This window comes from Cylindrospermum stagnale PCC 7417, assembly GCF_000317535.1.
GTDB lineage: Bacteria > Cyanobacteriota > Cyanobacteriia > Cyanobacteriales > Nostocaceae > Cylindrospermum > Cylindrospermum stagnale.
This window is the reverse complement of the sequence record NC_020050.1, coordinates 318,543-344,628: the sequence shown is the minus strand read 5'-3', so window position 1 is coordinate 344,628 and position 26,086 is coordinate 318,543. Positions and strand designations below refer to the sequence as shown.

At 42.5% G+C, this 26,086-nt stretch carries 24 protein-coding genes and 2 pseudogenes; 22 read left to right on the top strand and 4 right to left on the bottom strand.

Going from position 1 to position 26,086, the window contains the following annotated elements; translation table 11 throughout:
- Positions 1-288: 288 nt before the first annotated feature.
- Entirely contained in the window at positions 289-3,372 is a 3,084-nt protein-coding gene (locus tag CYLST_RS30925; protein WP_015328467.1) for a TIM-barrel domain-containing protein, read from the top strand.
- 144 nt (positions 3,373-3,516) lie between these two features.
- Here CYLST_RS30925 and CYLST_RS30920 read toward each other — a convergent pair whose 3' ends face one another.
- On the bottom strand, positions 3,517-4,878 hold the full coding sequence (locus tag CYLST_RS30920) for an AAA-like domain-containing protein (protein ID WP_015328466.1): 1,362 nt from the start codon (positions 4,876-4,878) through the stop codon (positions 3,517-3,519).
- A 15-nt stretch (positions 4,879-4,893) separates the two neighbouring features.
- Positions 4,894-5,823, bottom strand: a complete 930-nt coding sequence (locus CYLST_RS30915) for a pentapeptide repeat-containing protein (RefSeq protein ID WP_015328465.1) — start codon at positions 5,821-5,823, stop codon at positions 4,894-4,896.
- Between the two features lie 1,886 nt (positions 5,824-7,709).
- Between CYLST_RS30915 and CYLST_RS30910 the strand changes: the two genes are divergently transcribed.
- The 14 genes and pseudogenes from CYLST_RS30910 (at position 7,710) to CYLST_RS36900 (ending at position 18,370) form a co-directional block, all read left to right on the top strand.
- Complete coding sequence (locus CYLST_RS30910) at positions 7,710-8,333, top strand: GNAT family N-acetyltransferase (RefSeq protein WP_015328464.1); 624 nt, start codon at positions 7,710-7,712, stop codon at positions 8,331-8,333.
- A gap of 201 nt (positions 8,334-8,534) precedes the next feature.
- On the top strand, positions 8,535-8,696 hold the full coding sequence (locus CYLST_RS34995; RefSeq protein WP_015328463.1) for a hypothetical protein: 162 nt from the start codon (positions 8,535-8,537) through the stop codon (positions 8,694-8,696).
- 64 nt (positions 8,697-8,760) lie between these two features.
- Positions 8,761-9,715 (top strand): IS630 family transposase gene (locus CYLST_RS33930; protein ID WP_245587558.1). Its coding sequence is split into 2 segments (ribosomal slippage): positions 8,761-9,104 and positions 9,103-9,715, totalling 957 coding nucleotides; the frame shifts between segments, so codons are not numbered across the junction.
- Complete coding sequence (locus CYLST_RS30895; RefSeq protein WP_015328460.1) at positions 9,676-10,956, top strand: pyridoxal phosphate-dependent decarboxylase family protein; 1,281 nt, start codon at positions 9,676-9,678, stop codon at positions 10,954-10,956. Before CYLST_RS33930 ends, CYLST_RS30895 begins: the two co-directional genes overlap by 40 nt.
- Positions 10,957-11,039: 83 nt before the next feature.
- Entirely contained in the window at positions 11,040-11,639 is a 600-nt protein-coding gene (gene cysC / locus CYLST_RS30890) for an adenylyl-sulfate kinase (protein WP_015328459.1), read from the top strand.
- Positions 11,640-11,842: 203 nt separating this feature from the next.
- Positions 11,843-12,862, top strand: a complete 1,020-nt coding sequence (locus CYLST_RS30885; protein ID WP_015328458.1) for a sulfotransferase domain-containing protein — start codon at positions 11,843-11,845, stop codon at positions 12,860-12,862.
- A gap of 98 nt (positions 12,863-12,960) precedes the next feature.
- Positions 12,961-14,085: an aryl-sulfate sulfotransferase gene (locus tag CYLST_RS30880; RefSeq protein WP_015328457.1), complete on the top strand. Its 1,125-nt coding sequence runs from the start codon at positions 12,961-12,963 to the stop codon at positions 14,083-14,085.
- 101 nt (positions 14,086-14,186) lie between these two features.
- Positions 14,187-14,810, top strand: a complete 624-nt coding sequence (locus tag CYLST_RS30875) for an aspartyl/asparaginyl beta-hydroxylase domain-containing protein (protein ID WP_015328456.1) — start codon at positions 14,187-14,189, stop codon at positions 14,808-14,810.
- Positions 14,811-15,141: 331 nt separating this feature from the next.
- On the top strand, positions 15,142-15,240 hold the full coding sequence (locus tag CYLST_RS33925) for an adenylyl-sulfate kinase (RefSeq protein ID WP_085960833.1): 99 nt from the start codon (positions 15,142-15,144) through the stop codon (positions 15,238-15,240).
- A 187-nt stretch (positions 15,241-15,427) separates the two neighbouring features.
- Positions 15,428-16,333, top strand: coding sequence for a sulfotransferase domain-containing protein (locus CYLST_RS30870; RefSeq protein WP_051056213.1), 906 nt, complete (start codon positions 15,428-15,430; stop codon positions 16,331-16,333).
- Positions 16,334-16,422: 89 nt separating this feature from the next.
- The gene (locus CYLST_RS30865; protein ID WP_015328454.1) at positions 16,423-17,286 is read left to right on the top strand and encodes a sulfotransferase domain-containing protein; all 864 of its coding nucleotides are present in this window, start codon (positions 16,423-16,425) and stop codon (positions 17,284-17,286) included.
- Between the two features lie 75 nt (positions 17,287-17,361).
- Positions 17,362-17,595 (top strand): helix-turn-helix domain-containing protein, encoded by a 234-nt coding sequence (locus CYLST_RS35385; protein ID WP_245587557.1) that lies wholly within the window; start codon positions 17,362-17,364, stop codon positions 17,593-17,595.
- A 2-nt stretch (positions 17,596-17,597) separates the two neighbouring features.
- Complete coding sequence (locus tag CYLST_RS36905; protein WP_041234113.1) at positions 17,598-17,783, top strand: DUF4158 domain-containing protein; 186 nt, start codon at positions 17,598-17,600, stop codon at positions 17,781-17,783.
- Positions 17,784-17,959: 176 nt separating this feature from the next.
- Positions 17,960-18,370: pseudogene (locus CYLST_RS36900) on the top strand (hypothetical protein).
- Positions 18,371-18,379: 9 nt separating this feature from the next.
- On the opposite strand, the gene CYLST_RS35635 reads toward CYLST_RS36900, so the two are convergent.
- Positions 18,380-18,520, bottom strand: coding sequence for a hypothetical protein (locus CYLST_RS35635; protein ID WP_216595265.1), 141 nt, complete (start codon positions 18,518-18,520; stop codon positions 18,380-18,382).
- Between the two features lie 28 nt (positions 18,521-18,548).
- Positions 18,549-20,939, bottom strand: coding sequence for a TnsA endonuclease N-terminal domain-containing protein (locus CYLST_RS30850; RefSeq protein ID WP_015328453.1), 2,391 nt, complete (start codon positions 20,937-20,939; stop codon positions 18,549-18,551).
- A 515-nt stretch (positions 20,940-21,454) separates the two neighbouring features.
- Here CYLST_RS30850 and CYLST_RS30840 point away from each other — a divergent pair.
- The 7 genes and pseudogenes from CYLST_RS30840 to CYLST_RS30815 all read left to right on the top strand — a co-directional run bounded on the left by CYLST_RS30840 (position 21,455) and on the right by CYLST_RS30815 (position 25,609).
- A complete protein-coding gene (locus tag CYLST_RS30840) occupies positions 21,455-21,790 on the top strand; it encodes a DUF5674 family protein (protein WP_015328451.1) in 336 nt (111 codons plus the stop codon).
- On the top strand, positions 21,790-22,140 hold the full coding sequence (locus CYLST_RS30835; protein WP_015328450.1) for a hypothetical protein: 351 nt from the start codon (positions 21,790-21,792) through the stop codon (positions 22,138-22,140). Before CYLST_RS30840 ends, CYLST_RS30835 begins: the two co-directional genes overlap by 1 nt.
- Before the next feature lie 65 nt (positions 22,141-22,205).
- Positions 22,206-22,457 (top strand): plasmid pRiA4b ORF-3 family protein, encoded by a 252-nt coding sequence (locus tag CYLST_RS30830; protein ID WP_015328449.1) that lies wholly within the window; start codon positions 22,206-22,208, stop codon positions 22,455-22,457.
- A 60-nt stretch (positions 22,458-22,517) separates the two neighbouring features.
- Positions 22,518-22,904, top strand: a complete 387-nt coding sequence (locus CYLST_RS30825; protein ID WP_041234091.1) for a helix-turn-helix domain-containing protein — start codon at positions 22,518-22,520, stop codon at positions 22,902-22,904.
- Positions 22,905-22,963: 59 nt separating this feature from the next.
- Positions 22,964-23,464 carry a transposase gene (locus CYLST_RS30820; protein WP_085960646.1) on the top strand — a complete coding sequence of 167 codons (501 nt, stop codon included), beginning with the start codon at positions 22,964-22,966 and terminating at the stop codon, positions 23,462-23,464.
- A 97-nt stretch (positions 23,465-23,561) separates the two neighbouring features.
- Positions 23,562-23,864 (top strand): tyrosine-type recombinase/integrase, encoded by a 303-nt coding sequence (locus CYLST_RS33900; RefSeq protein WP_245587551.1) that lies wholly within the window; start codon positions 23,562-23,564, stop codon positions 23,862-23,864.
- A gap of 349 nt (positions 23,865-24,213) precedes the next feature.
- A pseudogene (locus CYLST_RS30815) lies at positions 24,214-25,609 on the top strand (IS110 family RNA-guided transposase).
- The last annotated feature ends 477 nt before the right edge of the window (positions 25,610-26,086 follow it).

Sequence of the window (26,086 nt, the reverse complement as noted above, 5' to 3'; positions counted from 1 at the left end):
GGAAATCGCCAACTAAATTTTGGGCATTGCTGAACTGAAGTATGAAATTGAAAAATCAATGATTTCAAACTCTTACACTCTGTGACTCCCTTCGGGTGATGCCTCCGGCTCCCGTAAGGGATACACCAGTCGCCTGGGTCGGGCTAACCCTCCTGCAGCGCTGGTTCACTGCGCCTCTGCGTGAAACAAAATCATACTCTTAATCAGCAACGCCAAATTTTGACATGGCGATCGCTAATACCAGTCAGTCTGCACAGAAACTCATTCCATATCACAAGAGGTTTATTAATGTCAGGTCCAACTTTATCCGATGTCTACAAATTCGTTACAGTCGAAGAATATTTCAACGATATCAAAAGCTGGGAGACCCTGAAGAAAGTCTCTTCTCTTCAATACAAGCACGAAGAACAAACGCTGGTGCTTGAGTTTAAAAAGAGCGATGGTAGTGTCTGTGCCATGCTGCTTCAGTTCGTCCAGAATGACACCTTCCGGGTTCGTTTCAACCCCAAAAAAAACAAGGAAGATTACACCAATAACAATACTCGTGCGCTAGTCAATGACACCTTCTCTGAGTTAAAGAAGGAAGCGCAGCAGGGAGATGAACAGTTCTACATAGACTACCAAGACAAAGGTGGTCAGGGCTGCGAACTAACTACGAAAAAAAAGCAGAATGACGAAGCTCTCATGAAGGTGATTGTCACTAACGATCCATTCAAGATCGAAGTGATCAATTGCGAACCCGACGGCAGCAGCTTTCAAGTCTGGGAGACATCATTACCTGGCATATTATTCACTCCGAACGGGAAAGACGACTATGCCATTATCCAGGCTGTAAAAAAACCTGCACCAGCCAAGTTTATTGGCTTTGGCGAACAAGGTGGCAAGTCACTGTGCCGCAATAGCGGGCAACTAAACTATTTCAATTTTGATAACATGCGGTACCGGCAGGTTTATAACTACGGTCCGTTAGACGGACGGGAACCGCTTTACCACTCGGAACCGTTCTTCATTGAATTTAACGGCGTTCCTGAAAAAGATTGCGTCACCGGGATGTACGTTGACAATCGCGGTCAAGTCCTGATGGATATTGGCTTCTACAACTCCAACTATTATATGGTCGGTACGCGATTTAGCGACCTTGACTATTATTTCTTCATGGCAGACACTCCGGCAGAGCTTATAGACAGCTTTACTGAGATTGTCGGACGATCAAGGTTAAAACCCCGCTACGCCTTGGGATATCACCAAGGATGCTATGGGTATGAAGATCGGGGCGCTCTGGAATGGACTGTTCGCAAACATCGCGAGTACCAAATTCCGCTCGACGGTCTCCATGTGGATGTAGACGTACAGGATAACTACCACACCTTCACCATTAATACAAATAAATTTCCCGATCCGAAAGGAATGTTTGCTTATTTAAAAGAGCAGGGTGTGAAGTGCAGCACAAACATTACCCCAATTATTAGCCGCAAGGAGCCTTATTACACAACCTACACAGAAGGTCGGGATAAGGGCTATTTTGTACTAGATCAGCGCTTCTTCGACGATCTCAATCCGAACAACCCTGAAGACCTGAATAAGGGTTACAGCTACCAGAATTTCGATCCTCCAGGGAAGGAAAGTGTTTTCTTCGCATACGACCCAGAACACAACGCCAATAAGGGTGAAGCTTATATCGGGGAAGTTTACTACGGAAATGACCGAATTACAGGAGCGGAAATGGGGACCTCCGGTCATTACCCCGATTTCGGACGGCAAGAGGTGCGTGATTGGTGGGGCAAGCAATATCAATATCTCTTTGATATGGGTCTGGAAATGGTTTGGCAGGACATGACGACACCTGCTATCCGTTCCCGCCGTGGGGATATGCGGGGCTTCCCCTTCCGATTACTGGTTACCGACGATTCTATATCGGGAGAGGAACCCAAACTGACAGCGGCCATTAAGGTGTGGAATTTGTATTCGTACAATCTCCACAAAGCCACCTACCACGGTCTGAACAACCTTGTATACTCAGAGCAGTCAGATAAACCAGGACAGCGGCGCACGGATCGTAACTTCATCGTCGGGCGCGGCAGTTTCACCGGGGCGCACCGCTTTGCCGCCTTGTGGACGGGCGACAACTCTTCGACCTGGGATTTCCTCAGGATGAACGTGGCCCAAGTTATGTCACTCGGCATGACCGGTGTTACCATCTGTGGGCAAGATGTCGGCGGCTTTGAACAAGAGAACGACGAGCAACACTGGGTCGGTCCAGAACTCATGATCCGCTGGGTCGCTGCGGGAGCTTTCCTGCCTTGGTATCGCAACCACTACATGCGTAAAGGCCGGAAAGAGTTCCAAGAAATCTTCATGTACGAAGAATGGTTTAAGGATCATAGAGGTGGCCATCTGCCGGAACCGCAAGATTTATACCGTGCAGTTTTGCCGGCTTGCAAGTATTACATTGAATTGCGGTATCGTCTCCTCCAGGTTTTCTATGACGCTATGTTTGAGAACACATTTGATGGGTTGCCCATCTGCCGTCCCATGTTTCTCAACGACCCACAAGACAAGGCGCTCTACAATGACAAAATCGCTTTCCTCGACGACCAGTTCTTCCTCCGGCATGATATCCTCGTTGCTCCACTTCTAGATCCGCAGTCAGATCAAAACGGCTACGGCAAACGGGATATCTATCTTCCCACAGGCAGCAATTGGTATTGTTTTAAAGACAACCAACAGCCGCTTGATGCTACTGTCGATGGTGGCACTACTATACGTGGTTTTGATGCAAGCCTGAGTGGCGACCCGAAGCACATTCCCTTTATTGTTCCCATCTTCGTGCGAGCAGGTGCGATCATACCCACTATAGAGGTTGAACAATATGTGGGAGAGCGCAACAGCAAAGGTCTGCTCAATCCGATAACACTAAACATCTATCCTGGTGAAAGTGGGAAATACACCATGTATTTGGATGATGGCATTAGCCGTGCTTCTGAACCCAAGGAGTCGGCTATATACGATAATGATGACCTGGCTAACAGCGAATATCGTGAGGTACTGATTACCCACAACAAAACTGGTTCAACACGCCAGATTATTGTGGATCGTAAACATGACAACTATCAGCCCAAGGAAGACTTTTTCTTTGTGGCGATTCTGCACGATCCCTCTGAAACCACAGGCAATTCAGGCTCCTTGAAGAGGGTAACAATAGACGGGCAAGAGATTGGCTTAATTACAGGCGGCGATGCTGGAGAACGGTCGTATAAGCTAAGTGGTTCTTCCAGAAATTCCTGGTACTACAACGAAAACATCAAAATCAGTTTCGTCAAGGTATTTGATAATAATCCGTCGATCAAAATCCAGGCAGAATACAATGCCTAAATTTTCATAAAAGCTCAAAAACTGAGTTTTTATAAAAGTCTTGCAACAGCCGTTTTTGGGACGGCTTTTGCTATTAAGTTTCATTAGTATTAAAGCTTATTTGGTAATATAAAATCAAGTCAGAAAAGTAGGAAGATAAAAGCCTTAATGAGCGTAGCATTCGCGGAAGTACTCTCGATATAGCTCACAGCTAACAGTTGCTTGACTATCGATAAAATGCACCAATCCTAAACTTTTTAACTTAAACGCCACCTCAATCTCTAACTGGATTGGAGCCGTTACAACCTGTTGAAAGGCGTGAGCTAATTTAGGATGCTGTTGAAGATTCCACAACTGATACTGAAGATGCTGTTGATAGATTCCGCTATTCCTCGTAGCATCTTGCAGTACAGTTTGCAGAGGCATCTTAAAGTGGGCACTTTGATACAATGCCAGTCGAATTAAATACGGAAAGCCACTTGTGAGCTTCATTAACTGCTCAAGTTCAAGCTTCGTGAGTCGAAGTCCGTGACGTTCGGCTAAATCTTGTACCTGTTCTTGGCTAAAGGTTGGGAGTTCGATCACCAATCCCACATTAAACGGAGAGCGATGGGTGGGTAAGGGAATGTAAACTTCAACCGCATGAGCTATCACAACTCGTAACTTATGCCAAACTGAAATGTCTTTTGTTTCCTCATACCAGGAACGCAACAGGACAAAAAAATCACCCGCGACTTCTGGGTACTCAAATAATTGGTCAATGCCATCTAGTACTAGAACCATAGGGTTAGAGAGTTCCTTGAGGAGATAGCCCTGAAAATAAATCGTGCTGTTAATCAAAGCTCCCATATCCTCGTCCCAGTAGTCATTTAATCTAGATTCCAAACCCAACTGCCGAGTGACATTTGTACAAAACCAGCGCAAGAAGCGATCGCTCGAAACAAACACCTGTGTTCCAGCGTGATATAAGCTGAGTCGCACTGTGTAGTAATTCTGACTGCTCCCATAATCCAAAATTCGTGCGATTAGGGAAGTTTTCCCCATCTTTCGAGGTGCTTTAATGCGAATGAACGCACGAGGTTGGAGAATTTCTTGATAACAGGTTGATTCGATAGTCGAGCGCTCAATGTACAGGTCAGAAGCGAGGGGAACCTGTCCTTCTGGAGATTCTAGAACGTAGCGTTTCGTATTCAACCCCACCGTCGGCATTGCTGCTGTTGTCTCGCTCGTCTGAGAATTATCCTGAGCAGCAAATTTTTCTAACTGTTGTTCTAGCAGCGTCGGGAGATTTGTCTTATTAACTTTTTCACCGATAGCCTGTGAAACTAAGAGCCATAGTTTAGGCGCAACTGTAAACTTAATATAGCTTTCAGAGTACCTATTTTCTTCAGCAAGTTGAGCGTAAGTTTTTTTGTTTCCAAGTAGAGATTCTCGCAGGATTACCTTTTGAATATAGTTGAGCGAAGACCCTGTTTCTGTAGCAATTAACTGGAGCGCAAACTCAACAATTTTCTCAATATTTTTCATTCAAGTGGCAACTTGCTAGGCTGGGATATTCAAAGCTTTATTAACTCTAAGCCACTGCTTTTGTTGACAAGTTAACCCTTGAGCGTCTGTAAAGCAGGCTCCTTTGACACGGGAATCAGAAAAATCAGAACCCATTAGCTGAGTATCTTTAAAGTTAGCGTATCTGAGATCGGTCTCAACCAGATTGGTATCTTGTAAAACTGCTCCCTCTAGATCGGCTCGAAATAGAGAGGCTCGTTTTAGAGTTGCACGGCTTAAGTCAGCGCCGACTAAGTTAGCTAACTCTAGGGCAACTCGGCATAAAATTGCTTCTGTCAAATCGGCATATCTCAAATCAGCCTCAACCAAATCAGCCTCGGTCAAATCAGCTCTCCTGAGAATTGTCTCATTAAGCTGGCTCTTTTCCAAGTCAACTCGCTGCAACGAGGCTTGGCTTAAGATGGCACCTTCCCAATTTGTCTGACGCAGATTGGCTTCATCGAAGTTGGCTCCCGTACAATCCGCCTCTTTCAAGCTAACTTTGAATAAATTGGCTCGACTAAGAACTGCTTGAACCAAACAAGCGCTTTCTAAAGACGCTTCACTCAAATCAGCACCCTTTAAACAGGCAGAAGTTAGATTTACATGATTTAAGAGAGCATTACTCAGGTTGGCGTTAACTAATGTGGCTTCCTGTAAATCCGCCCAAAAAAGGCTGCTGCGGAGCAGACAAGCTTGAGTTAAGTTTGCCTGTCTTAAGTTGGCTCGATTCAAATCTGTCCAAATCAGACTTGTGCCGCTTAAGTTTGCATAACTCAAATCAGCACTATTGAGGTTGGCATGACTAAAATCACTGGACTTTAGGTTAGTACCCTTCAGGTCAACTCGACTAAGGTCAAGATTTTGAAAATTTCGTTCTTGGTCGGCATAATGCTTAACAATGTCACTGGCATTAATGATGTTCATCTGTGTTAACGAGGCATTGCTCGGCTTAACGATTGTTTTTGAGCAAGCTTGGTTGTGAGATCTGTATTCATACCTTTTTTATCTCTACTGATACTTCATTCTCACTCGTTGCCAATATTTAACGCTCTTCCATCAGTCTTGGAAAAATTAACGAATTTTCGCCGTTTCAGCCAACGAAAAATTAAGGTTTTACCCCAGAGTGACGGAAGAGCGTTAAGTAACTGGGCAGGAAAATTTCAAAATATGTGGCGAGAAGTTAACTCTACTGAGTAAAGTAAACTTTAACACACTACGCACTGTAGTTTCCCCTTTCTCCCCTAGCTTTAATGGAACGCGGAAGTCCCCACCTTCAATGTACTCATAAGGTGGGGATTGTGAGCGGGGGATGAGGATTGCATCTGATATTTGTTTTTGCACAGCAAAAACAAATATCAGATGGATGACGAATCCCCAGGTTTTCTGGTAAGATATTCATGCCTTGACCACCAATGCCGTAAGCGAAAACCAAGCTGATAGGTAAGTGTCGCAAGTAAAAAGATTTGGGTCTTGGGAACCAGGACTCCTGCCCTTGGAGGGAATGTTAGACCAATAGAACTACGGAGTCCTTGAGGCTATTCCCGATGAATTGGGAAGCTCTGTCCGTCTTACGGCAGAGTAGTTCACCGCCATCAATTACGGCATAAGCACTTGTTGAGTTCATCATCAAATATTTGCTCACATAGTTCATCTTTCTTGAGGTGTTGCCAGTCCAACTCAATTGGCTTCATTTGGGAGCAATATTTTCGAGCGCCCATATCATTCCTCACATACAGCAGATTGCAGTTAAATAAGGTACGGATATAAATAATAAAACTCTTGTAGGGTAGGCAAGATGCCTGCCCTGCTGTACCTCACTTAGATGAAATGTGCTGTAAGTAGATATATTCTTCGTATTTAATTATCTTTACATAGATTAGTTTTTTCTTGCCCACCTATTTATATTAATAAAAACTTCCAAAGTACAAACTGTAATTTTTCCTACTTTTTCTGCTTCTCCTACTTTTCCTATATTCAGTAGACCGAAAACTTCTGCGTTAGCGTACCCTTCCCTACGGGACGCCAAGGGCGAACGGGAAGCAAGCTACGCGCAGCGTCTCGTACAGAAGGTATCGCTCTAGGGTAGTGACTTCAATCAGCTTGTTTGAATTCAAAAACCGTATTTTGGAATACAGTTTTTTTGATTTTTTTGGGGATTCGTATCATAAGTAAAGTTTTGCGTATTTTAACTGAATTAACAAAATGCGCTTTACCTTAAACTCTGACGGATTATATCTAGTACAGCACGGCGTAAATAAACCATCCATCCAAAATCAACGAAACACTTAGGATGTATTCTTTTTGAATTTTGAATTTTGGATTGACGGCGGTACTAGTTGGGGAATTAATTCACCAATTTAGTATATTGACAAAAGCAGCTAATTGTGGGTTTGCGCTTAATGGCAATATAACTTTACACAAACATACTAACTTTATCTATTTCTCGTTGAGCTAAAGAACTGAATAATAGATAGTGAAGTTTTTGATGAAAGTGTGCTTACAGGAATTCAGCCCTTGTCCTTCTGTCCTGGAGGTATCTGCATTAAAGCCTTCTTGTTTTAACCGCTTGTCAATGGGAGCAGAATAATCTAGAGCGTTCCTTGCTGTGTGCATACTACTCTAATGGAATCACTAATATGAATGTTGACGAAGCATTCGGACTTAAAATTTGATATTCCTTCCATTGCATCAATATGTACCTCGTTTGTAACTCATTTAGGATTGCTATTTAAGATGTAAAAGTATCTGAACTTTAGAGAATATTGTCCAGCCCACTGCCAAAATAAACTAAAAGCGTGAAAAAACAAGGGATGTCTTCTACACAAGTTGATATTATTAAACCTGATGCAGCACAAGTCGATAAAATTGCACAATTGCTTGCACTCGCCTTTGAGAACAGCGCCGTTCTTAGCCAAATTTGCCAAGCTAAAGGTAAAGAACTTCGTCGCCGTCTGCACCTACTATTTCGAGCCCGCATCGCCATGCAAGTAGCAGCTAACCAGCCGATGTTGGGTGTAATAAAGGATGCTCAAGTGATCAGCGTGGCAGTGTTCCAAGAACCAGGGAGTTACTTCCCTGTTTGGGAACAGATTCGGTGCTTACTACAAGTAATTTTCGGCATCAGTCCTCTTGTAGCTTGGCGCATCTGGAGAAATTTAATAATTTTGGAACGATACCATCCTTCGGAGCCTCATTACTACTTAACTCCATTGGGTGTACATCCAGATTTTCAAGGGAAGGGATATGCTCGTACTCTCCTTGAAGCCCTTCATGCGCGTTCAGAAGCGCATCCGCTATCAACGGGGGTATACCTCGATACAGGAAATCCGAGAATTGTGTCGTTCTACGAACGCTTTGGTTATCACACAACGGCACAGTTGAAGATAAACAACATGGAAACTTTCATGATGTTTCGCCCAAACACATCAAAATAAAACAATTGTAGTGCTATAGCAATCCTAAATTACTTACAAACAAGGTACATACTGAAATTCTTCATCGATATACCCGACCCTTACAGCTTTAGGACAAGAGTCCCATGAGTTTATCATTCAAATAGGATTGCTATATAGCTGAATATCTTAGATTTGAATATCAGAATTAATTGCTCTTTTAGTTTTAGCAGGAGTTGCTAGATGAGTCTAAAATTTCCTTCGAGCGGCAGAGACGAGGCAACAATCAGAAGCGAAATTAAGTTAATTCAAGACTATATCAAGCAGTATTTTGCTGGAACATTACCTGGAAAACCAGACATCTATCCGCATCAGCTAGCTATAGACATTTGGTCTCAGTTATAGCGTTTCCCAGTCTAATGAAGTACACTGATTAAGATTAAAGCTGTGCATCTACTAAAGGTTTAAAATGAAACCATATTCCCTAGATTTTCGCCAAAAAATATTTGATACATACTTGGAAGATGGAATATCACAACGTCAATTAGCAAAAAGATTTTGTGTCAGTTTAAGTTTTATTCAGAAATTACTAAAGCAATATAGAGAAACAACAAGTATTGCTCCTAAAGTTAGGACGAAACAAACTCCTCCAAAGCTAAATAAAGAACAACTTAACATTCTCGAAGAAATACTTGAAGCTCAGAATGATGCTACTTTATCAGAAATTCGCTCAGCACTCAAAGAAAAAACAGGAATAACAATTGGTATCTCTACGGTAGACCGGATGTTACAGAGGATAGAAATAAGTCTAAAAAAAAACATTGCACGCCTCAGAAAAAGAAACAGAAAGAGTTCAATTATTAAGAGTACAATTCTGGCTTCAACTTCAGGGAATATCGGCGGAAAACCTGATATTTATTGACGAAGCAGGAGCTAATCTATCTTTAATAAGACACTCCGCTCGTTCTAAAAAAGGTAAAAGAGCGCATGGCTCACGACCTCAAAAACGTTGCAAAAATGTCTCCATCATTGGTGCGATCGCTCTTCAAGGAGTGATTAGTCAATATAGTATTTTAGGAGCAACTGATGGACTGACATTTGAGGCTTATATTTCTCAAAAATTAGTTCCAAACCTGTGGAAAGGTGCTTATGTAATTATGGATAATTGTTCAATTCATAAAAGTGGAGAGATTGAGAAATTAATCGAAGCTGCTGGAGCTAAATTGATTTATTTACCACCATATTCTCCTGATTTTTCGCCAATTGAGAATTGTTGGTCAAAAATTAAAAATATACTACGTTCTATTGGAGCTAGAAGTTATCCGGACTTAGCAAAAGCAATTGAAACTGCTTTTAGTCAAGTCTCATTAAATGAGATTCATAATTGGTTTACCCATTCTTGCTACTGTACCTCACTAGACTGAGAAACGCTATAAGCACTGTTAATCCTAATAATAGTGGCATTCATACGCGAGAGACTACCAATCCTTTAGCCAAGGGGCGCACCAGTGCTTGGGATACCACGCGGCAACTGGAAAGAGAACTGATTGGTATGTTGGCCGATCTGTATAACCTACCCAAAACAGAGCTGGATGGATATGTAACCAACGGCGGTACGGAAGGCAATTTGGCTGGTCTTTGGATAGGTCGCAACCTTTTGTTAGGCGATGTCTCCGACGAGAGCGGTTTACGTCCCTCTGTGCCGATAGCGGTCATTGCTGCACGCACTGCTCACTACTCAGTTCGGAAGGTTTGCAATCTGTTGGGACTGGGTGAGGGTTATTGGCGTCAGTGTCCCAAGTGCGGCCATTCGCACGAATTCGTGTCGGCTCCTGATGGAAGTGGTCTACAGCTAGTGGATGTGGATGATAACTTTGCTATTGACCTGTATGCTTTCGAGCAACGACTTCGAGAACTTAGCGTTTTAGGAGTACGGCATGTATTGGTAATCGCTACCGTAGGAACCACGATTACTGGCTCGGTCGATCCGATTAAAGATATGTGTGCCTTGCTGCGATTAGCCGAAGATCGCTACGGAATCAAAAGCCATTTCCACGTCGACGCGGCGTTTGGAGGCTTGGTACTTCCTTTTATTCAGGAAAATTCTGGTACAAACAGTCAGTACTCTATGGACTGGAGCGAGTGGCCGGAAGTTGCAAGTTTGTGCCTGAACTGGCACAAAATGGGCTTGGTACCTTACGGAGCAGGAACATTCCTGTGCCGGAAGAATCTGCTTGCCCATGTGCAGCGATCCGTCGCCTACAGCATGACTGGAATTGATACCACTGTAGTCGGGTCGCGATCGGGAGCAATGGCAGCAGCTTGCTGGGCGGTTGTTCAGGTGATGGGTTACGAGGGGTTTCAGGCGATGGTATCGCACTGTATGACAACAGCAGAGCGCCTACGCCACGCCTTGGAAAATCTTCCTGAAGTAGAGTTGTTGCCACCTGCACCAGTTAATCTGGTGACCTTGCGTTTGCTCGACAAAGCAAGCAGTGCCTCGAAAGCGCGAGAGATGCTAGGAAGACATCGCATTTATCCTGATTGGTTGTCTCGTAGCGCTTCCGATTGTCCGGAGGAGATATTTCCTATTTATTTAATGCCGCACGTAACTGCTGATGATGTCGATCAATTTGTGGCTGACCTAGCAACCACATTCCGCTGATTTAGGGTCTGAGGGCAAAACTTGAATTTGAGCATATCGCTCTTAATGTATGTTCAGTTGACGAACTACTAGTCATAGAAACTATGAAAAGGAAAAATCAAGGTTTCATAATCTGGCTGACCGGACTCAGTGGATCTGGCAAAAGTACGATCGCTAAAAGATTAGAAAGCGAATTAAAGGAACGCGCTCTTCTGGTAGAGGTTTTGGATGGCGATATTGTCAGAATGAACCTTTCAAAAGGATTGAGCTTTAACAGAGAAGACCGCGACACCAATGTCCGTCGCGTGGGTTTTGTGGCCAATCTCCTCAGCAGAAATGAAGTTCCGGTAATTGTTTCTATGATTAGTCCCTATAGGGACGTGAGAGATGAGTTAAAGAGGACAATCACAAACTTTATAGAAGTGTATATCAATGCTCCGCTTGAAGTTTGCGAAGCCCGTGATGTAAAAGGACTCTATGCGATGGCACGGGCTGGGCAACTCAAATCCTTTACGGGAATTGACGCTCCTTATGAAGCTCCCCTCACCCCTGACATTATTTGCTACACCTCAGAAGAGACGATCCAAGAAAGCGTTACCAGAATCACCGCTTTTCTGGAGTCAAGAGATTACATTGCCAATAAGCATAGGAGCCAGCAACAAGAAACGCTTCGACCTGCAATACAGCAGTTCCCGCTATCGTGAGGTACGTGTTTAGTGCTGAAAGGGTCGAAAAGGAGGGAGTGTCGAGGCGGAGAGACTGTACTTCATAACAGCAGGAACCGCTGTCAGGAGCATAATGATCCAGGATTAAGGTTCTTGTTAGATTTTGGTGATCTTGGCTGGGGTAAGGCAGAAGCAAAAAATCCGGAAAAGCACATTTTTGTCAATATGGAAAACTAAAAGTAATGAATCAATGTTTTTCAATTGCTCAAGCCAATAAGTCTAGCTTGAACTCAGAAACTATTTACCCCAGGCTAATCGTAAGAGACTATTTACGCGATTCCAGTATTTGGAACTCATTTGTTCATCGTAAAACAGATATTGCGATCGCTTCTTGTTACAAATCGGGGACGACTTTAACCCAACAAATCGTTAATCTGTTAATTAACGGTCACGACGACTTCGATCATCTGCACGACTTAAGCCCCTGGGTAGAGCATACGGGCGATCCGCTGGATAAAAAAATTGAGCAAATCTCAAAATTGCCGGATCGAAGATTTTTCAAAACTCACCTGCCTTTTGAGGCTTTGCCCTATCATCCTACATGGAAATATATTTGTTTGGTTAGAGACGGCAGAGATGTAGGAATGTCTTTGTTCAATCACGTTCACGCTCTGACTCCAGAAGCGCGGCTTACCTCTCCCGTTAATTTGTACAAACCCTCATCGGATTTTGGGGAGTTTTGGGATGAATGGATAGAAACTGGAAAGCCTTATTGGAATTTTTTTGAATTTATCAACAGTTGGCTGCTGGTCAGGCATTTTCCCAATGTCCTGCTAATTCACTATAACGACCTGATTAATGATAAGCCCACTCAACTTGAAAAACTTGCTCGCTTTCTCAAGATAAAGCTTGACAGCCATCAGAAAGATATGATCTTGTACAAGACCTCGATGGAATACATGAGGCAAAATGCTGAAAAATTTGAGCATCAAGATTTTGAAAAGCACAGATTTATTTACAAAGGCACCAATGGGCGGTGGCAAAATTTGTTAAGCGCTCGGCAGATCAAGCGCTATGACAATCTACTCGCTCGAAAAATAGAGCCGGACTGCACCAACTGGGTCAAAAATGGGGGAACCCTTGCAAAGATAATTTATACTCCTCCCCAACCCTCCCCGTCCACGAGGAGGAAGCCGGAAAAAAGCCAGATTTCTCTTGCTTGCCCCCGATATTCGGGGGACACCAGGGAGGTCAACCGATGACTTTTGCAAGATATCTATTGATTAAAAATTGATGAAAAAGAGCGATCGCGCCGCTTGATTTCAACCAGATACAACCTGGTTTTTGCTAAAAAATTACCATGACTAAAACAACACAAACTGCCGTTGACCAAAATACCATTCGCCGCCGGGGCACGGGCTTGAGGGCTTACAATCCGGAAAAAGCTTTTCGCGGATATACGCTTTTTGCACCGCTTGTCGGGCAAAGCACAGTTTATTTAATCGACATGGAAGGAGAAGTAGTCCATCAGTGGAAACTGCCCTATTCGCCTGCACAGTACGGTTATCTCCTGCCCAATGGGAACCTCCTTTATAACGGTCAAATTCCAGAAAGTCCCAGTCGGTTTCCCTTGTGGTCGCTTTTTCAAGGCGGTGTAGTGCTGGAAGCCGAACCTAGCGGAAAAATTGTCTGGGAATACTACCATCCGGATCACCACCACGACGCGCGGCGTCTGCGGAATGGCAATACGATGGTGCTATGTATTGAAAAGATACCGCGCTGGCTCGTTCCCCAGGTTAAAGGCGGCGTTCCGGGAACGGAAATAGACGGCGATATGTATGCTGATGTACTCTACGAACTAAATCCAGCGGGCGAAATTATTTGGACTTGGCACGCCTGGGAACACCTCGACACGGAAACAGATATTATATTATTGCAAGAACACCGACAGGAATGGACTCACGGCAATACAGTGGGCGAACTTTCTGACGGCAATATTGTCGCGTGTTTCCGTAACATTTCTACCGTTGTCATTATTGACAGGCAAACTGGGAAGATCGTCTGGAAGCTAGGGCATAATGTACTCGCACAGCCGCACGTTCCCAACGAATTGCCGAACGGGAATTTATTAATTTTCGACAACGGACAGCACCGCCAGAACGAGGCAGTAAATTATTCCCGAGTCATTGAAATAGATCGGCAAACAAAAGAGATTGTTTGGGAGTACAAAGACGATCCAGCGCAAAGTTTTTATAGTCCTTACTTGTCAGGAGCGCAGCGGCTTCCCAATGGGAACACTTTGATTGCAGAGGGAAGTTTTGGCCGCCTATTTGAAGTAACGGCAGCGGGGGAAGTGGTTTGGGAGTATGTCAATCCTTATTTTGGGAGGCGAACTCTTAGCGCAGAGACAACACTGATGCGCGGGGAATATAATTCGGTTTTCCGAGCCTTTCGCTACGCTCCAGAAGAGATACCTTGGCTTTAGGTTTTTTCTCAAAGTAGTTGCAAAAAAACGGATTACTGATGGTATTTTTGAAAGACTTTTTGGTAGAACAATCCAAGTAGCAAACTTGAAAGGTAAAGATTATGAAATTTGATGGAAGCTTTAAGTTATTGGGACAATTTAATGTAACAGGTTTACAACAAAAAATATCGTCGTTTGATGAAACAGAATGGCATAAAATGTCCTGGAAAGAAAGACGAGGTAAGGAGCATAGTTGTACTCAAACGATTCCGATACTTTTTGATAGCGATTTTCGCCACATTAATCCAACTCGTCATTCTACGATTGACACCATTGATGACGAATTTAAAAGCCTGAGATCTTTTATGGAAGAGTATTACGGCGATCGAACAGGCTATTTTATCAGAATGATTATTGTTCGTATGAACCCACAGTCGGAGATTCCACTTCATTATGATACCGGCTCTTCCTTGCCCTATGCACATCGGATTCATCTGCCAGTTAAAACTAATGATGCGATTATTTTTCAAGTTGGGGGAGAATCTAAAAACTTGAAAAATGGAGAGCTTTGGGAAATTAATAATCAACGCCAACATGGGGTGCAAAACTTATCAGACGAAGCTCGAATTCATATCATTATGGATTGGGTAACATCCGATTTAATTGCATTGCGAAAAACTGAGCTAGGTATAGAAATTAATGAAGTAGGGACACCCCCAAAAGCAGATTCGCGGGTTTCTCGTTAAATTTTTATTTCACTAAATTTCTCGCATAACTCGCATAAACTTAGTTGAGAGTAATCTGACTTTTCACCTCATGTGGAAAAGTCCACAAAAAACCTAACCCCCTTCCCTACAAGAGAAAAGGGAAAAATCAAAGCCTCTTTCCTTGTAGGAGAGAGGTTTGGAGAGAGGTTTAGAGAGAGGTTTTCCACATCCAGTGAAAAGTAAGGAGATTAATCGGTCTTTACGTGAGCAAATCTGCCCAGTTGGGACTCACATTAACTGGATTGCGTACATAAACTTGGACATCCGTCCAATTTCAGTCTGAGGGCAAAATAAGATAAAAATAGAAACGATGAAAAGGAAAAATAAAGGTTTTATAATCTGGCTGACCCGACTCAGTGGATCTGGCAAAAGTACGATCGCTAAAGAATTAGAAAGCGAATTAAAGTAACGCGAGCTTCTACTAGTGGTTATGGATCTGACTTTTCACGGGATGTGGAAAAGGTTATTTTGAGAGTTTATCAAGCCCTATTCCTCCGTTACTATTCTCATTAACTCAGAGTTATTGATAATTAGCTTGTGGAAAAAGCCACGCTTTTTCGGGGCTTGAAGACTTACCGTGAAAAGTCAGGTTATGGATGGCAATATCGTTCACTTTCTTTGAGGTCTACCAATCGGTGTTTACTATCAAAAGAGTTACAGTCAAAGATGACTTTCGCGATTCGAGTATTTGGGATTGCATTACACATCGTCCGGACGATATTGTCATTGCTTCTTATTCCAAGTCTGGGACTACTTTAACTCAACAAATCGTTAATCTCTTGGTTAACGGTCACGATAACTTTGAGTATCTCCATGACTTAAGTCCGTGGTTAGAGTATACGGGCGCACCGCTAGACGAGAAGATTGAGCTTATAGAAAAGTTGCAAAATCGAAGATTTTTAAAGAGCCACCTGCCTTTTGATGCTCTACCCTATTATCCCGAATGGAGATACATTTGTCTGGTAAGAGACGGCAGAGATGTTGCAGTGTCTCTTTTGAATCACCTTCATGCGATTATTCCAGAAATCTACCTTACGTCTCCCCTTAAACTTTATAACATCTCATCTAATTTTGCAGAGTTTTGGGAGGGATGGCTAGAAACAGGAAAGCCTTACTGGGATTTTTTTGAGTTTATTAACAGTTGGTGGCAGGTCAGAAATCTTCCGAATGTCCTACTAGTCCACTATGCTGATTTGATTCAAAATAAACCTAATTGGGTTGAAAAAATAGCCAAGTTTTTAGATATCAAAGTCGATGCCGAGTGCCAGGAGATGATCTTACATAAATCTTCTCTAGAGTATATGCGAGAGAATTCCGAAAAATTTGAACCTCGAATATTTCAAAAGCACCAATTCATTTACAAAGGCACCAATGGACGCTGGCAAAATTTATTAACGCAGCAACAGATCAAGCACTATGATGATATGATTGCTAAAAAATTAGGTACTGCCTGCGCTAACTGGGTAAAACATGGGGGAGCTTTACCTATAGCTTGTGATTGACTTTGACAATCCAGCAAAACTCAATCCGATAAATTTGAACGAATTTCAAAAGCCCAAGAGGCGGCATTCTTTAATAAATAGGATTACTAATGGCAGAATACAAACAGGTACTGGTTAAGGACGGTAAGAATCCAGAGGGATTAATTTCATTTCCTATCTTCATTACCCAGAGGGAAATTGGTGCACTTAATAGCTTTATAGTTCGCGATTGGGATACCTTTATAGTAGCCTATCCTAAATCTGGTACAACATGGATGGAGCAAATTGTTCACCTACTTGCTAACAATGGAGAGCAAGGTGACAAGATATTGAGTGAAGCGGTTCCTTGGCTAGAAGGTGCAGCAACTTGTTATGGAGGTTTAGATAGACTCATCAGAGATAGTGGAGATCGCCGTTACTTTCACAGTCATTTACCTATGTCTTTAATGCCAATGTTTGGCAAAACCAAAGCCAAATATATTTATGTTGCTCGCAATCCAAAGGACAATGCTGTCTCCTATTATTATCATGCCCGCAGCAAAATGGGATACGAGGGTAATTGGAGTGAATTTATTAAGCTATATATTGAGGGCAAGGTCGGTTATGGCTCAATATTTGATCATGTATTGGACTGGTGGAAAGTAAGTCAGGACTCAGATAATATCATGTTTGTTAAATATGAAGACATGACAAAAAACTTAGCTCAAGTAGTTACAAATGTTGCTAATTTTATAGATATCCCCTTAACGTCTGATTTACTAGATACTGTGATTGCGGCAAGTAAATTTTCTGCAATGGCAATTAATCCGAAAGCTAATCTAGATTGGGTTCCTCAGCGAGAAGGTATTCCTAAACATATGCGTAAGGGTATTATAGGAGATTGGAAAAACCATTTTTCTTCAGAAGAGAATCTTCTCTTTGATGCTATATATGAATCGAGATTTCTTAAATTTGGCTTGCAATTTGAATTCTAGTCAATCAAGCGTATAGCGGTTCCCGGTCTAGTGAGGTACAGTTGATAAATAGGTTGTACATTTTATCCAATAGAAATGAAGGCATACTCACTCGACTTACGTCAGAAGATCATCGATTCCTACTTTGAAGGCAAAATATCTCAGCGTCAGATCGCAAAACGATTTCAAGTAGCTCTGAGTTTTGTGGAAAAATTGCTGAAACAATATCGAGACAAAGCAACTATTGCTCCCAAGGTACGTATACAACAAACACCAACAAAGCTCTCGCCTATAGCGCTACCAAGGGGCAAAGCAATATATTTAACTTAATAGTGTTATTAAAAGCATTTCAGCGATTAGGATATTTTCCAAAACTTTCTGAGATTCCTAATTCAATAGTCAATCACATTCGTGGATGCTTAAAAATGCTAACTGAGATTGTTTTGGGTTATGAAAAAAACAAAACAATGTATCGGCATATTTTTAGGGCTTCTGAAAGCTCCCACCTCAGCCGTTAGGCAGGTGGGAGTAGTTTACTGTGACTTGAATGAAAAAATGGGCTTTTAGCTCACATTATGCTTCACAAAGCAGATGTCCATTTTATGCTTCAAAAAAGCAGTCAAAGTAAAAACCTAACTTCCATGTAATACACGGAAAAACTGTTAACCTAACGGTGTATTACTTGGAAAGGGTTATGTTGAAACGGGATATTCAAGGGAAATTTGCCCTGAAAAATGATGATTACCGTCAAGTACGCTCTTTGAGACTAACAGATGACACCTGGAAAGCATTGGGCATTGCTGCTGAATGCTATTGATTAACAAGAGCAGATTATTTAGAAGAAATAGTAAAAAGCGACAATCTACCAAGTAATACATGGAAAGAAGACGACACTTTTCCGTATATTACACGGGGAGAGGAAAATCAAGATCAACAACCTGACATCGCTGAAGAGCATACACCGACACTGCTGAACATGGTAGAACTTGAAGCTTTACGTGACCAAGTATTACAGGAACTAAAATTAGGTAAACAAGCCCCTGGATACAAAACAACCCAAAAAGCTCTGAATCAATTCATCACTCTATTGAGCAAAAGATTGTAAATTTTGTCCCTACTCCCCAACCTTATCTCGTTGTGGCTTGCGTTGTCCGACACTCCTACGCCCATTTTTCTTGGGAACTGCTTCAACATTGTCAGGCTCAGTTGTGAAAGACATTACAAAAGCCTCAGAACTTTGTTTATCTTGTGGCATTTCCTCCGAGACTACGGCAGATTCCTTCTTAGAGCGAGTTTGCCTCTTCTTGGGCTGGATTTGCACTTCTGCTGTCTCCGTAACAGAACTGGGTGTATTTTGTGTCGTTTCCGTGACCCATATCAAAGGGGTCATAACGCACGGGAACTTTGGTTTTTTCAACAGATGGATTGCGAAAAGCATCGTTCCAGTAATAAAGATAATTGACTTTAATTCCTTGTCCCGGCTGGACTAAAGCCGTTCCTTTGGTTGTACTGGGGCGTGTGGACATGAGGAAGTCTTCGTTGTAGGCGATGTGCCGGTGTTCTCGTTCCCCCGCTATCAGCAACCCGTCGGTATAAACTTGTAATGGTGTTGCCCCCAGGGAATCGTGCTCGCTTGCGTCGTAAATGGTGTAGGCCCACTCGATGAGGTAGGTATACAAATCTGCCAATGTCCACACAGCTTGTTGTTTGGGGTCAACGGATGGAGTCAGCTGTCGTGGCTGTTTACTTGCTTGGGTGTTACCTAAGAGGTTGTATACAAACTCGGTATTTGTTGTGCCGAATAATCGTTTTATGACTGAACCAAAACGCGGTTTGCCTCCAGGTCTGGTTTTTTTGATGCAGTGGTAGCGTGCTAGTAGGGTGTCAAAGTAGAGGCTATGAAATTCTTTGCCTCCGTCTACGACTACGGCTTGGGGAAAACGACCAAATCGCTGGATACAAGAACGTAGTGCCATCATACAAGACCTGTAACTGGGTGGGTCAAAGGTGAGATAAAGGGCGAGGATACGACGGGAATAGGCATCAATGAGTAATGTCAGCCAAGGTCGTCCTAAGTTCCGTCCTGTGGCTTGTGAGCGTAGTTCGATGTCGAGTTGGGTGTGGTCAATGTGGGCGATGGCAAAGGGTCTGTCTCCGTGTCGGGGTGTGGTTTTGGCTAGTTCTAAGATTGTTGGTTCTGTTGGGTATGCGGCTTTTGCTCCCTGACGTTTTTTGGTTTGTTCGTGGATTGGTCGCTGTTTGATGCGGTGATAAAAGGTACGAGAACTCAGGGGTTGTATATTTAATTCGTTGCAAGCTTTGACGTATAACCTATATACCGAAGCTGCTGGTGCTTGCCTTGGTGTCTCAAAGTGCTCGGTAATAAATTTATCGAGTAGTTCCCTTGATTGGTTTGGTGCTTTGGTTTGACGATTTCCTCGCCGCTTTGTACGTGGTAGTAAACCAACGTAACCGCAACCATACTTGGTTTCGGCTTCTCGAAACTGTTTTACCCATCTTTTCAAGGTACTGGCAGGAATATCTTTGTAGATATCTGCGTGGTGCTGAATATAGGCTTGTACTAGATGAAATCGGTGATTTGCTTGGCTGAGGTCGGCTGGAGAGGCTGCATCCATGAGTGCCTGCACTGCATTATTGATGGATGCTTGTTTTTCAGAGTTTTGAATTTTGATGTTGCCGCTTTCCAATAGTTGCAGGAAATATGCTGTTGGTAGTTGGATGGGTTGTCCAATTTCTGGTAGGAGTGTGGTGGTGGTTTCGCCTTTGTTTACTAATGTCCAGGGCTTGGAGTCCCATAGCAGGACTGTGTTTGGTAGGAGTGCTGTGGGTAGGGGTATTGGTTGATGATGCTGTGAAGTTATGGCTAGATGTGTGTAGGCTTGATGGGTTTGTTGGTCTAGATATAGCTGTACTCGCCAGTGTTCTACTAGGGGCGCTGCATACAGGTCTACGTAGAGTTGCTCTGTGGCTATCATGGCGTAGATGTCGTTGGCTCTGATTCCGGGGCTTGAGGCCAGTGTGGCGGTTATGGTGATTCCGGGGTTGGCTTGGACTGCGGTGAGTATTTGTTCTGTGATGGTGTGGGGGATGTTGATGTTGAATGGAAGGTAGTCTTCTAGGAAGATGAGGTTTTGGGTGAAGATGGGATGCAGTTCGCTATCGGTGCGGATGTAGTATTTGAGTCCATAGGAAGAGGCATGGGCTGTTCCCGGTGGGCTGTGCCATTTACCGTCGGCAGTTTTTTGGTAGCGTCCGGGGTATTTTTCGGCTAGTCGTTTGAGTTCGGTTTCAGTTTTCCATTCTTCCCAGGCTGCACCATCAGTTCTCAACACGAAGAAGTCTGGGGTATGGTAGTGACCTATTTTGCGTCCTGTTTTGTTTTGGTACTGGATGAGGAAGGAGGGTGGCTGGTCGTAAAACTCTAATACCTCTGGGTCGTGTTCCATTTGGTAGATTGCCCACAGTTCTACGGTGTGGCTTTCAAAGGAGATGGTTTGACCCATTTTCCGGCTGGGGTAAACTCCGCTGACGTTTTTGGCGCGTCCTTGTACACGGCGTGAGGGTGGGGCTGACCTGATTGTGGCAATTAGGTCTAGGCAAGATGCCGTTAGTTGCTGTTGGGAACACCATTGGTCAAATTCAGAGGAGTTCATGGAACTAGAAGATGATAGGTGTGTGTTTGGGCTTCATTTTTTCTTGACTCCCCCCAGAACCCTATATCTAGAGACAGTTTTGGAGTTTCACTACACAAGTCTATATTACTGATTACGGGGGGATGAAGCAGATATTGGTGATTTTGAATCATATTTTGGGACAAAAGTTGATTTTTGTGCTGCTAAAAGCTGGCTGTTTGCTTGGGGTTTTGTCCTTTAGGGTTTTTTCAACTCATGTTCATATTATGGTGCAGAAAATCAACTCTGGCTCATTATTTGATGCAAAGTTTTATTTCACTTTTTCCCGTAAGGCTTATTTTGCCGTTACTTATGGCTCATTTTATGGTTCACATTTTAGCCCAAGTTATGGTTCAAGTCATATTTACGAGTGTATTCTCCATGTCTTGCCACAACACCACAGATAAAATTACTGACTTAGGTTATGTTCAATTGTTTGGCGTGATTCACTAATCTATGGAATGATCTTGTTGATTGCTACTTGGGACTAAATTCAATTGATTTTAATAATCCGTGAGCCTGCTAGTCGTGAAGAAATAGACGAAATGGTGAAAACTTGGGATGTATTCATTAAAATAGCAGTAGACATCGAACGCAAAATTCTTGCAGGTGGTGGCGTTCGCCATTACGAATGTGAACAAGAGTTACTTAAAGACGGTAGCAGACAACGAGATATTTGGGGTGTGGATTGGTCTGTTTTCACTCAGGAAATCGTGTTTGAGTCAATCATCAACATTCGCCCAAGCCAGAATAACCGTAGTATGATAATACAGTCTAATCAAATTCGAGAACAAGTTAGCCAAATTACCAAGCAATTGCTAGGAGGATTGTAATGCCTAACTGGAGTGCAATTGAAGCGAGTTTTTTACATCAACCCCACGCACAACAATTAGGAGAATTGGCAGCTAGTTTGGCACGCCTTAACGCCTGGTCACAAAAGAGTGCAATTCGTGAATTAGTTCCAATATTGTTGTCAGAAAGTTTGTTGTACGTGTCTTTAATACAACAAAAAAGTGAAATTAATAATGTTGAATTAAATCAACTCCAAGACTTATTACAAAACTGGATCAATGTTTCGGACAAATCAATGGAAATTACAGATATTGCATCTGTTGCGTCTACTTGGTCACAGCGAGTATTGGAGATGTCGGGTTTGCTAGCTTCTGAATCTATGAGTGCATAGTCTCAAGTAATGGAGAGCGAAAAATCTTCGGGGAGATGGGGTACATAACACAGTAAGATGCTTGAATGTCCGATTCCTCTGAACCACTCATTTACCAACTAAAGATAGTGCTGCTTGGTATCAGCCCCATGATTTGGCGGCGCATAAAAGTCAAAAGCGACAGCACAATAGAAGACTTGCATTACACACTCCAGTTGGCAATAGGCTGGGAGGATATTCACCTCCACCATTTCATCATCCACGGTAAGCAGTACGGGATTACCCAACCAGGTGGAACAGTATTTAGTGACCGTGCTTGTGAGTTAATCAACAAATAGCTCTATACAGCACTTGCGTCTGTTATGAGGTACACTAAATTAAAATATAAATACCTTTAAATGAAGTCATACTCTGTCGAGTTTCGAGAAAAAATAGTTGCAGCACATCTTCAAAAAAACATCTCAATCAGGAAAGTAGCTAACATATTTTCCGTCTCAAAGAGTTTAGTGCAAAAGCTTGTAAAGCAACAAAAACTTGAAGGAAATTTACAACCAAAGCCGCGAGGGAAACCACAATTTAGTCATTTAACAAATGCGGAAGTAGAGTTAAGGGAATTAGTTGAAGCACATCCAGATGCAACATTGATAGAGTTATGTGAATTCTTGGCAGACAAGACTGGTAATTGGGTGGGTCGAAGTGCAATGTGTCGGGCCTTACAGAAATTAGGATTAAATCGTAAAAAAAAACAAAGCGGAGTACCCAAGCCGGGACTCTTAGAGTCTTAAATTTAAGATTAGATTATTGGGAAAAGGTCAAACATATAGAGCCAGAAAATTTAGTATTTTTGGACGAAACTGGCGTTCTACTTGGGTTAACGAGGACTCATGCCCGTTCACAAATGGGAACAAGAGCTTACTCTCTTAACCCCTTCTATAGAGGTTCAAAAGTTACAGTAATTGGAGCAATTAGTATTAACAAAGTAGTTGCATTAATGACAATGAATAATTCAATGGATGGCAGGGCATTTGAATTATTTGTTGAGAAGTTTTTAGTGCCAAATTTATGGTCAGGAGCAGTAGTAGTCATGGATAATTTATCCGCACATAAACTAGATTCAATTGTGCTAATGATTGAAGCTGTAGGCGCGAAAGTTATTTGTTTATCCTCATACTCTCCCGATTTTAATCCAATTGAATTATGGTGGTCACAACTTAAATCTTTTCTACGCCGTTTCGCTCCAACTACAACGGAAATGGTTGATAAACTAATCTCAGTTGCACTCGACTTAATAAATCCTCAACAATTAAGAAACTGGTTTGCTAGTTGCTGCTACTGTACCTCATAATAGCCGGAAACGCTGTATCAAAAACAGCAACAGTTAGTTTCACATCACAATGCGAATTACTGTGATGAAACAAATTGCCAGGTCATGAGCAAACAACTTGTTCGACTACCGAAAGTTGGTAAAACAGAAAAACTTAAACGTCAAACGTCAATCACCTAACTCTCGCAAATATTCCGAGGTCAGGACTAGGGAGCATTTGTTACCGGAAAAAGTTGAGGCGATGCGGTCAGCTATCAAAAAATCTAAGTGTCGCCACGCTCATCGAGACTCGACCCTAATTTTGTTGATCTACCGTCATGGATTGCGAGTGGCAGAGGCAGCATCTTTACGATGGGAGCAAATAGACTGGAATGGTGGCACAATTTATGTGAAGCGAGTCCAAAAGGGGACGCTATCGTGAACGCACAGTTAATAATCTCCAAAAAAGAGCGCAGCAATTAGGTTTTGTGCTTATTCCTCAGCCCTCAGAAAATCTGGTTTCTTAGAAGCAACTGCACAGGCGGCACTGCCACCCGCTATGAATGAAAGAAACTATTTTGAGGCGACTAATGAACGGGTACATTAGAATTATCCTGACAGTTAAAACCGAACCCACAATAGTGTGTTGAGCCTGATTAGGAGAATGGTTCTGGGGCTTTATGGCTATGACATTGGTGAAGGACAAAGTTTCCTATCCCGTTTGAAAGATTATCTATGAGTACATCCCCAGGTCAGGACATATCCATAATAACCATATGAGAGTTGCAGCCATGAAATTGCCACTCGTTCAAGGGAATAACCAGCCTGTCCCTGTAGAAAAAGTATCATCCACTTTAGAAGAAATTAACCAGAACGCAGCAGGAATAGACCTTGGTAGTGGAGAACATTGGGTTTGTGTCCCCACTGATAGGGCAGATAAAAATGTTCGCCGATTCGGATGTTTTACTCCTGATTTAATTGCAATGGCCGATTGGTTAATGGAATGCCGCGTAGATACAGTGGCAATGGAAGCCACAGGAGTTTATTGGATTCCAGTGTTTCAGATTTTAGAAGCCAAGGGTTTTGAGGTCAAATTAGTTAATGCTCATCACGTGAAAACAGTCCCTGGGCGCAAAACAGATGTGTTAGACTGCCAGTGGTTACAAAAGTTACACACCTATGGATTACTGTCTAGTTCTTTTCGTCCGGAAGACCAAGTTTGTGTTCTACGCAGTTATATCCGTCAACGAGACACTTTAATCAAAAGTGCTAGTGCCCATGTACAACGGATGCAAAAAGCACTCATCCAGATGAATTTACATCTCCACAAAGTCATCAGCGATGTGACTGGTTTGACTGGAATGAAGATTATCAAAGCAATCGTTGCTGGCGAACAAGACCCACAAGTTTTAGCATCCCTCAAAGACCCACACATCAAAAGTAGCACAGCAGATATTGCTGCATCTTTAACTGGTGATTACCGCCGTGAACATTTATTTGTTCTCCAGCAAGAATTGACCTTGTATGAGGTTTACCAACAACAGATTACTGCTGTTGACGCACAAATCGAAAAATGTTTAGCATCTTTTGAACCTAAGACTTTAGATGAACCGCCAATAAAGGGAAGAAAACGCCGGAAAAAACCGACTGCAAATCACCCAAATTTTGATTTACATAAGTATCTCTATCGGATGGCAGGAGTTAGATTTTATACTCATTGATGGTCTTGATGCTTTAACTGTTCAGACCATTTTATCTGAGGTGGGATTAAACCCAAAACGCTTTCCTACAGTTAAGCACTTCACATCTTGGTTGGGTTTATGTCCTGGTCAAAAGGTCACTGGCGGTAAGGTTAAAAGCTCTCAAACTCGTACTGTTGTCAATCGCGCTGCCAACGCTTTTCGCATGGCGGCTTTTTCCCTGACTCACAGTCGTTCTGCTTTGGGTGCATTTTATCGCCGCTTACGTTCTCGCTTGGGGGCACCCAAAGCAATAACTGCTACTGCACACAAATTGGCTCGTTTGTTCTACCGACTCTGGACAAAGAAGGGAGAATATTCTGATCCTGGTATGGACTATTATGAGCAAAAATACCAGGAACTGATTCTCAAAAACCTCCGACAAAAAGCTCAGGCTCTTGGTTTGGAACTTATTCCTATTTCTCTCCCCACCGAATGTGTTTCTTGAAAGAGGGATATTATTGAGCTTTTCGACAATTCCTATATAGCGTTTCCTATGCTAGTGAGGTACATCCAGACTTTGCTAGTTAAAGCTTTTAGGTTCAAAGATGTACCTCACCAGACCGGGAAACGCTATATCATCAATTATTCCGGCTACTATTCCCAAGTGATCCAAGTTTTTAATCTTAACCTCTTCTTGTTGGCCATTCATATTTTTTGTGCAATTTTATTTGTTCAAGGTTAATTGACACTCATTTTCTCACTATAGCGTAATTTTTCATGAATCGTTGCAATACCCCAATTACACCTAAAGAAATAATATGTCTGAGCTAAAAGTACAACTTTTGGCTGAAGAAGAAATTTAACTGTTGAAACAATATAGTAGCAAACAGATTTAATAAGTTACTTCTAGGCTCGACTTTATCCATTTTTGAGAATATGAGAGGATGTTTTAAAAGTCGAAACCAGTCAAAAATTATGTCGG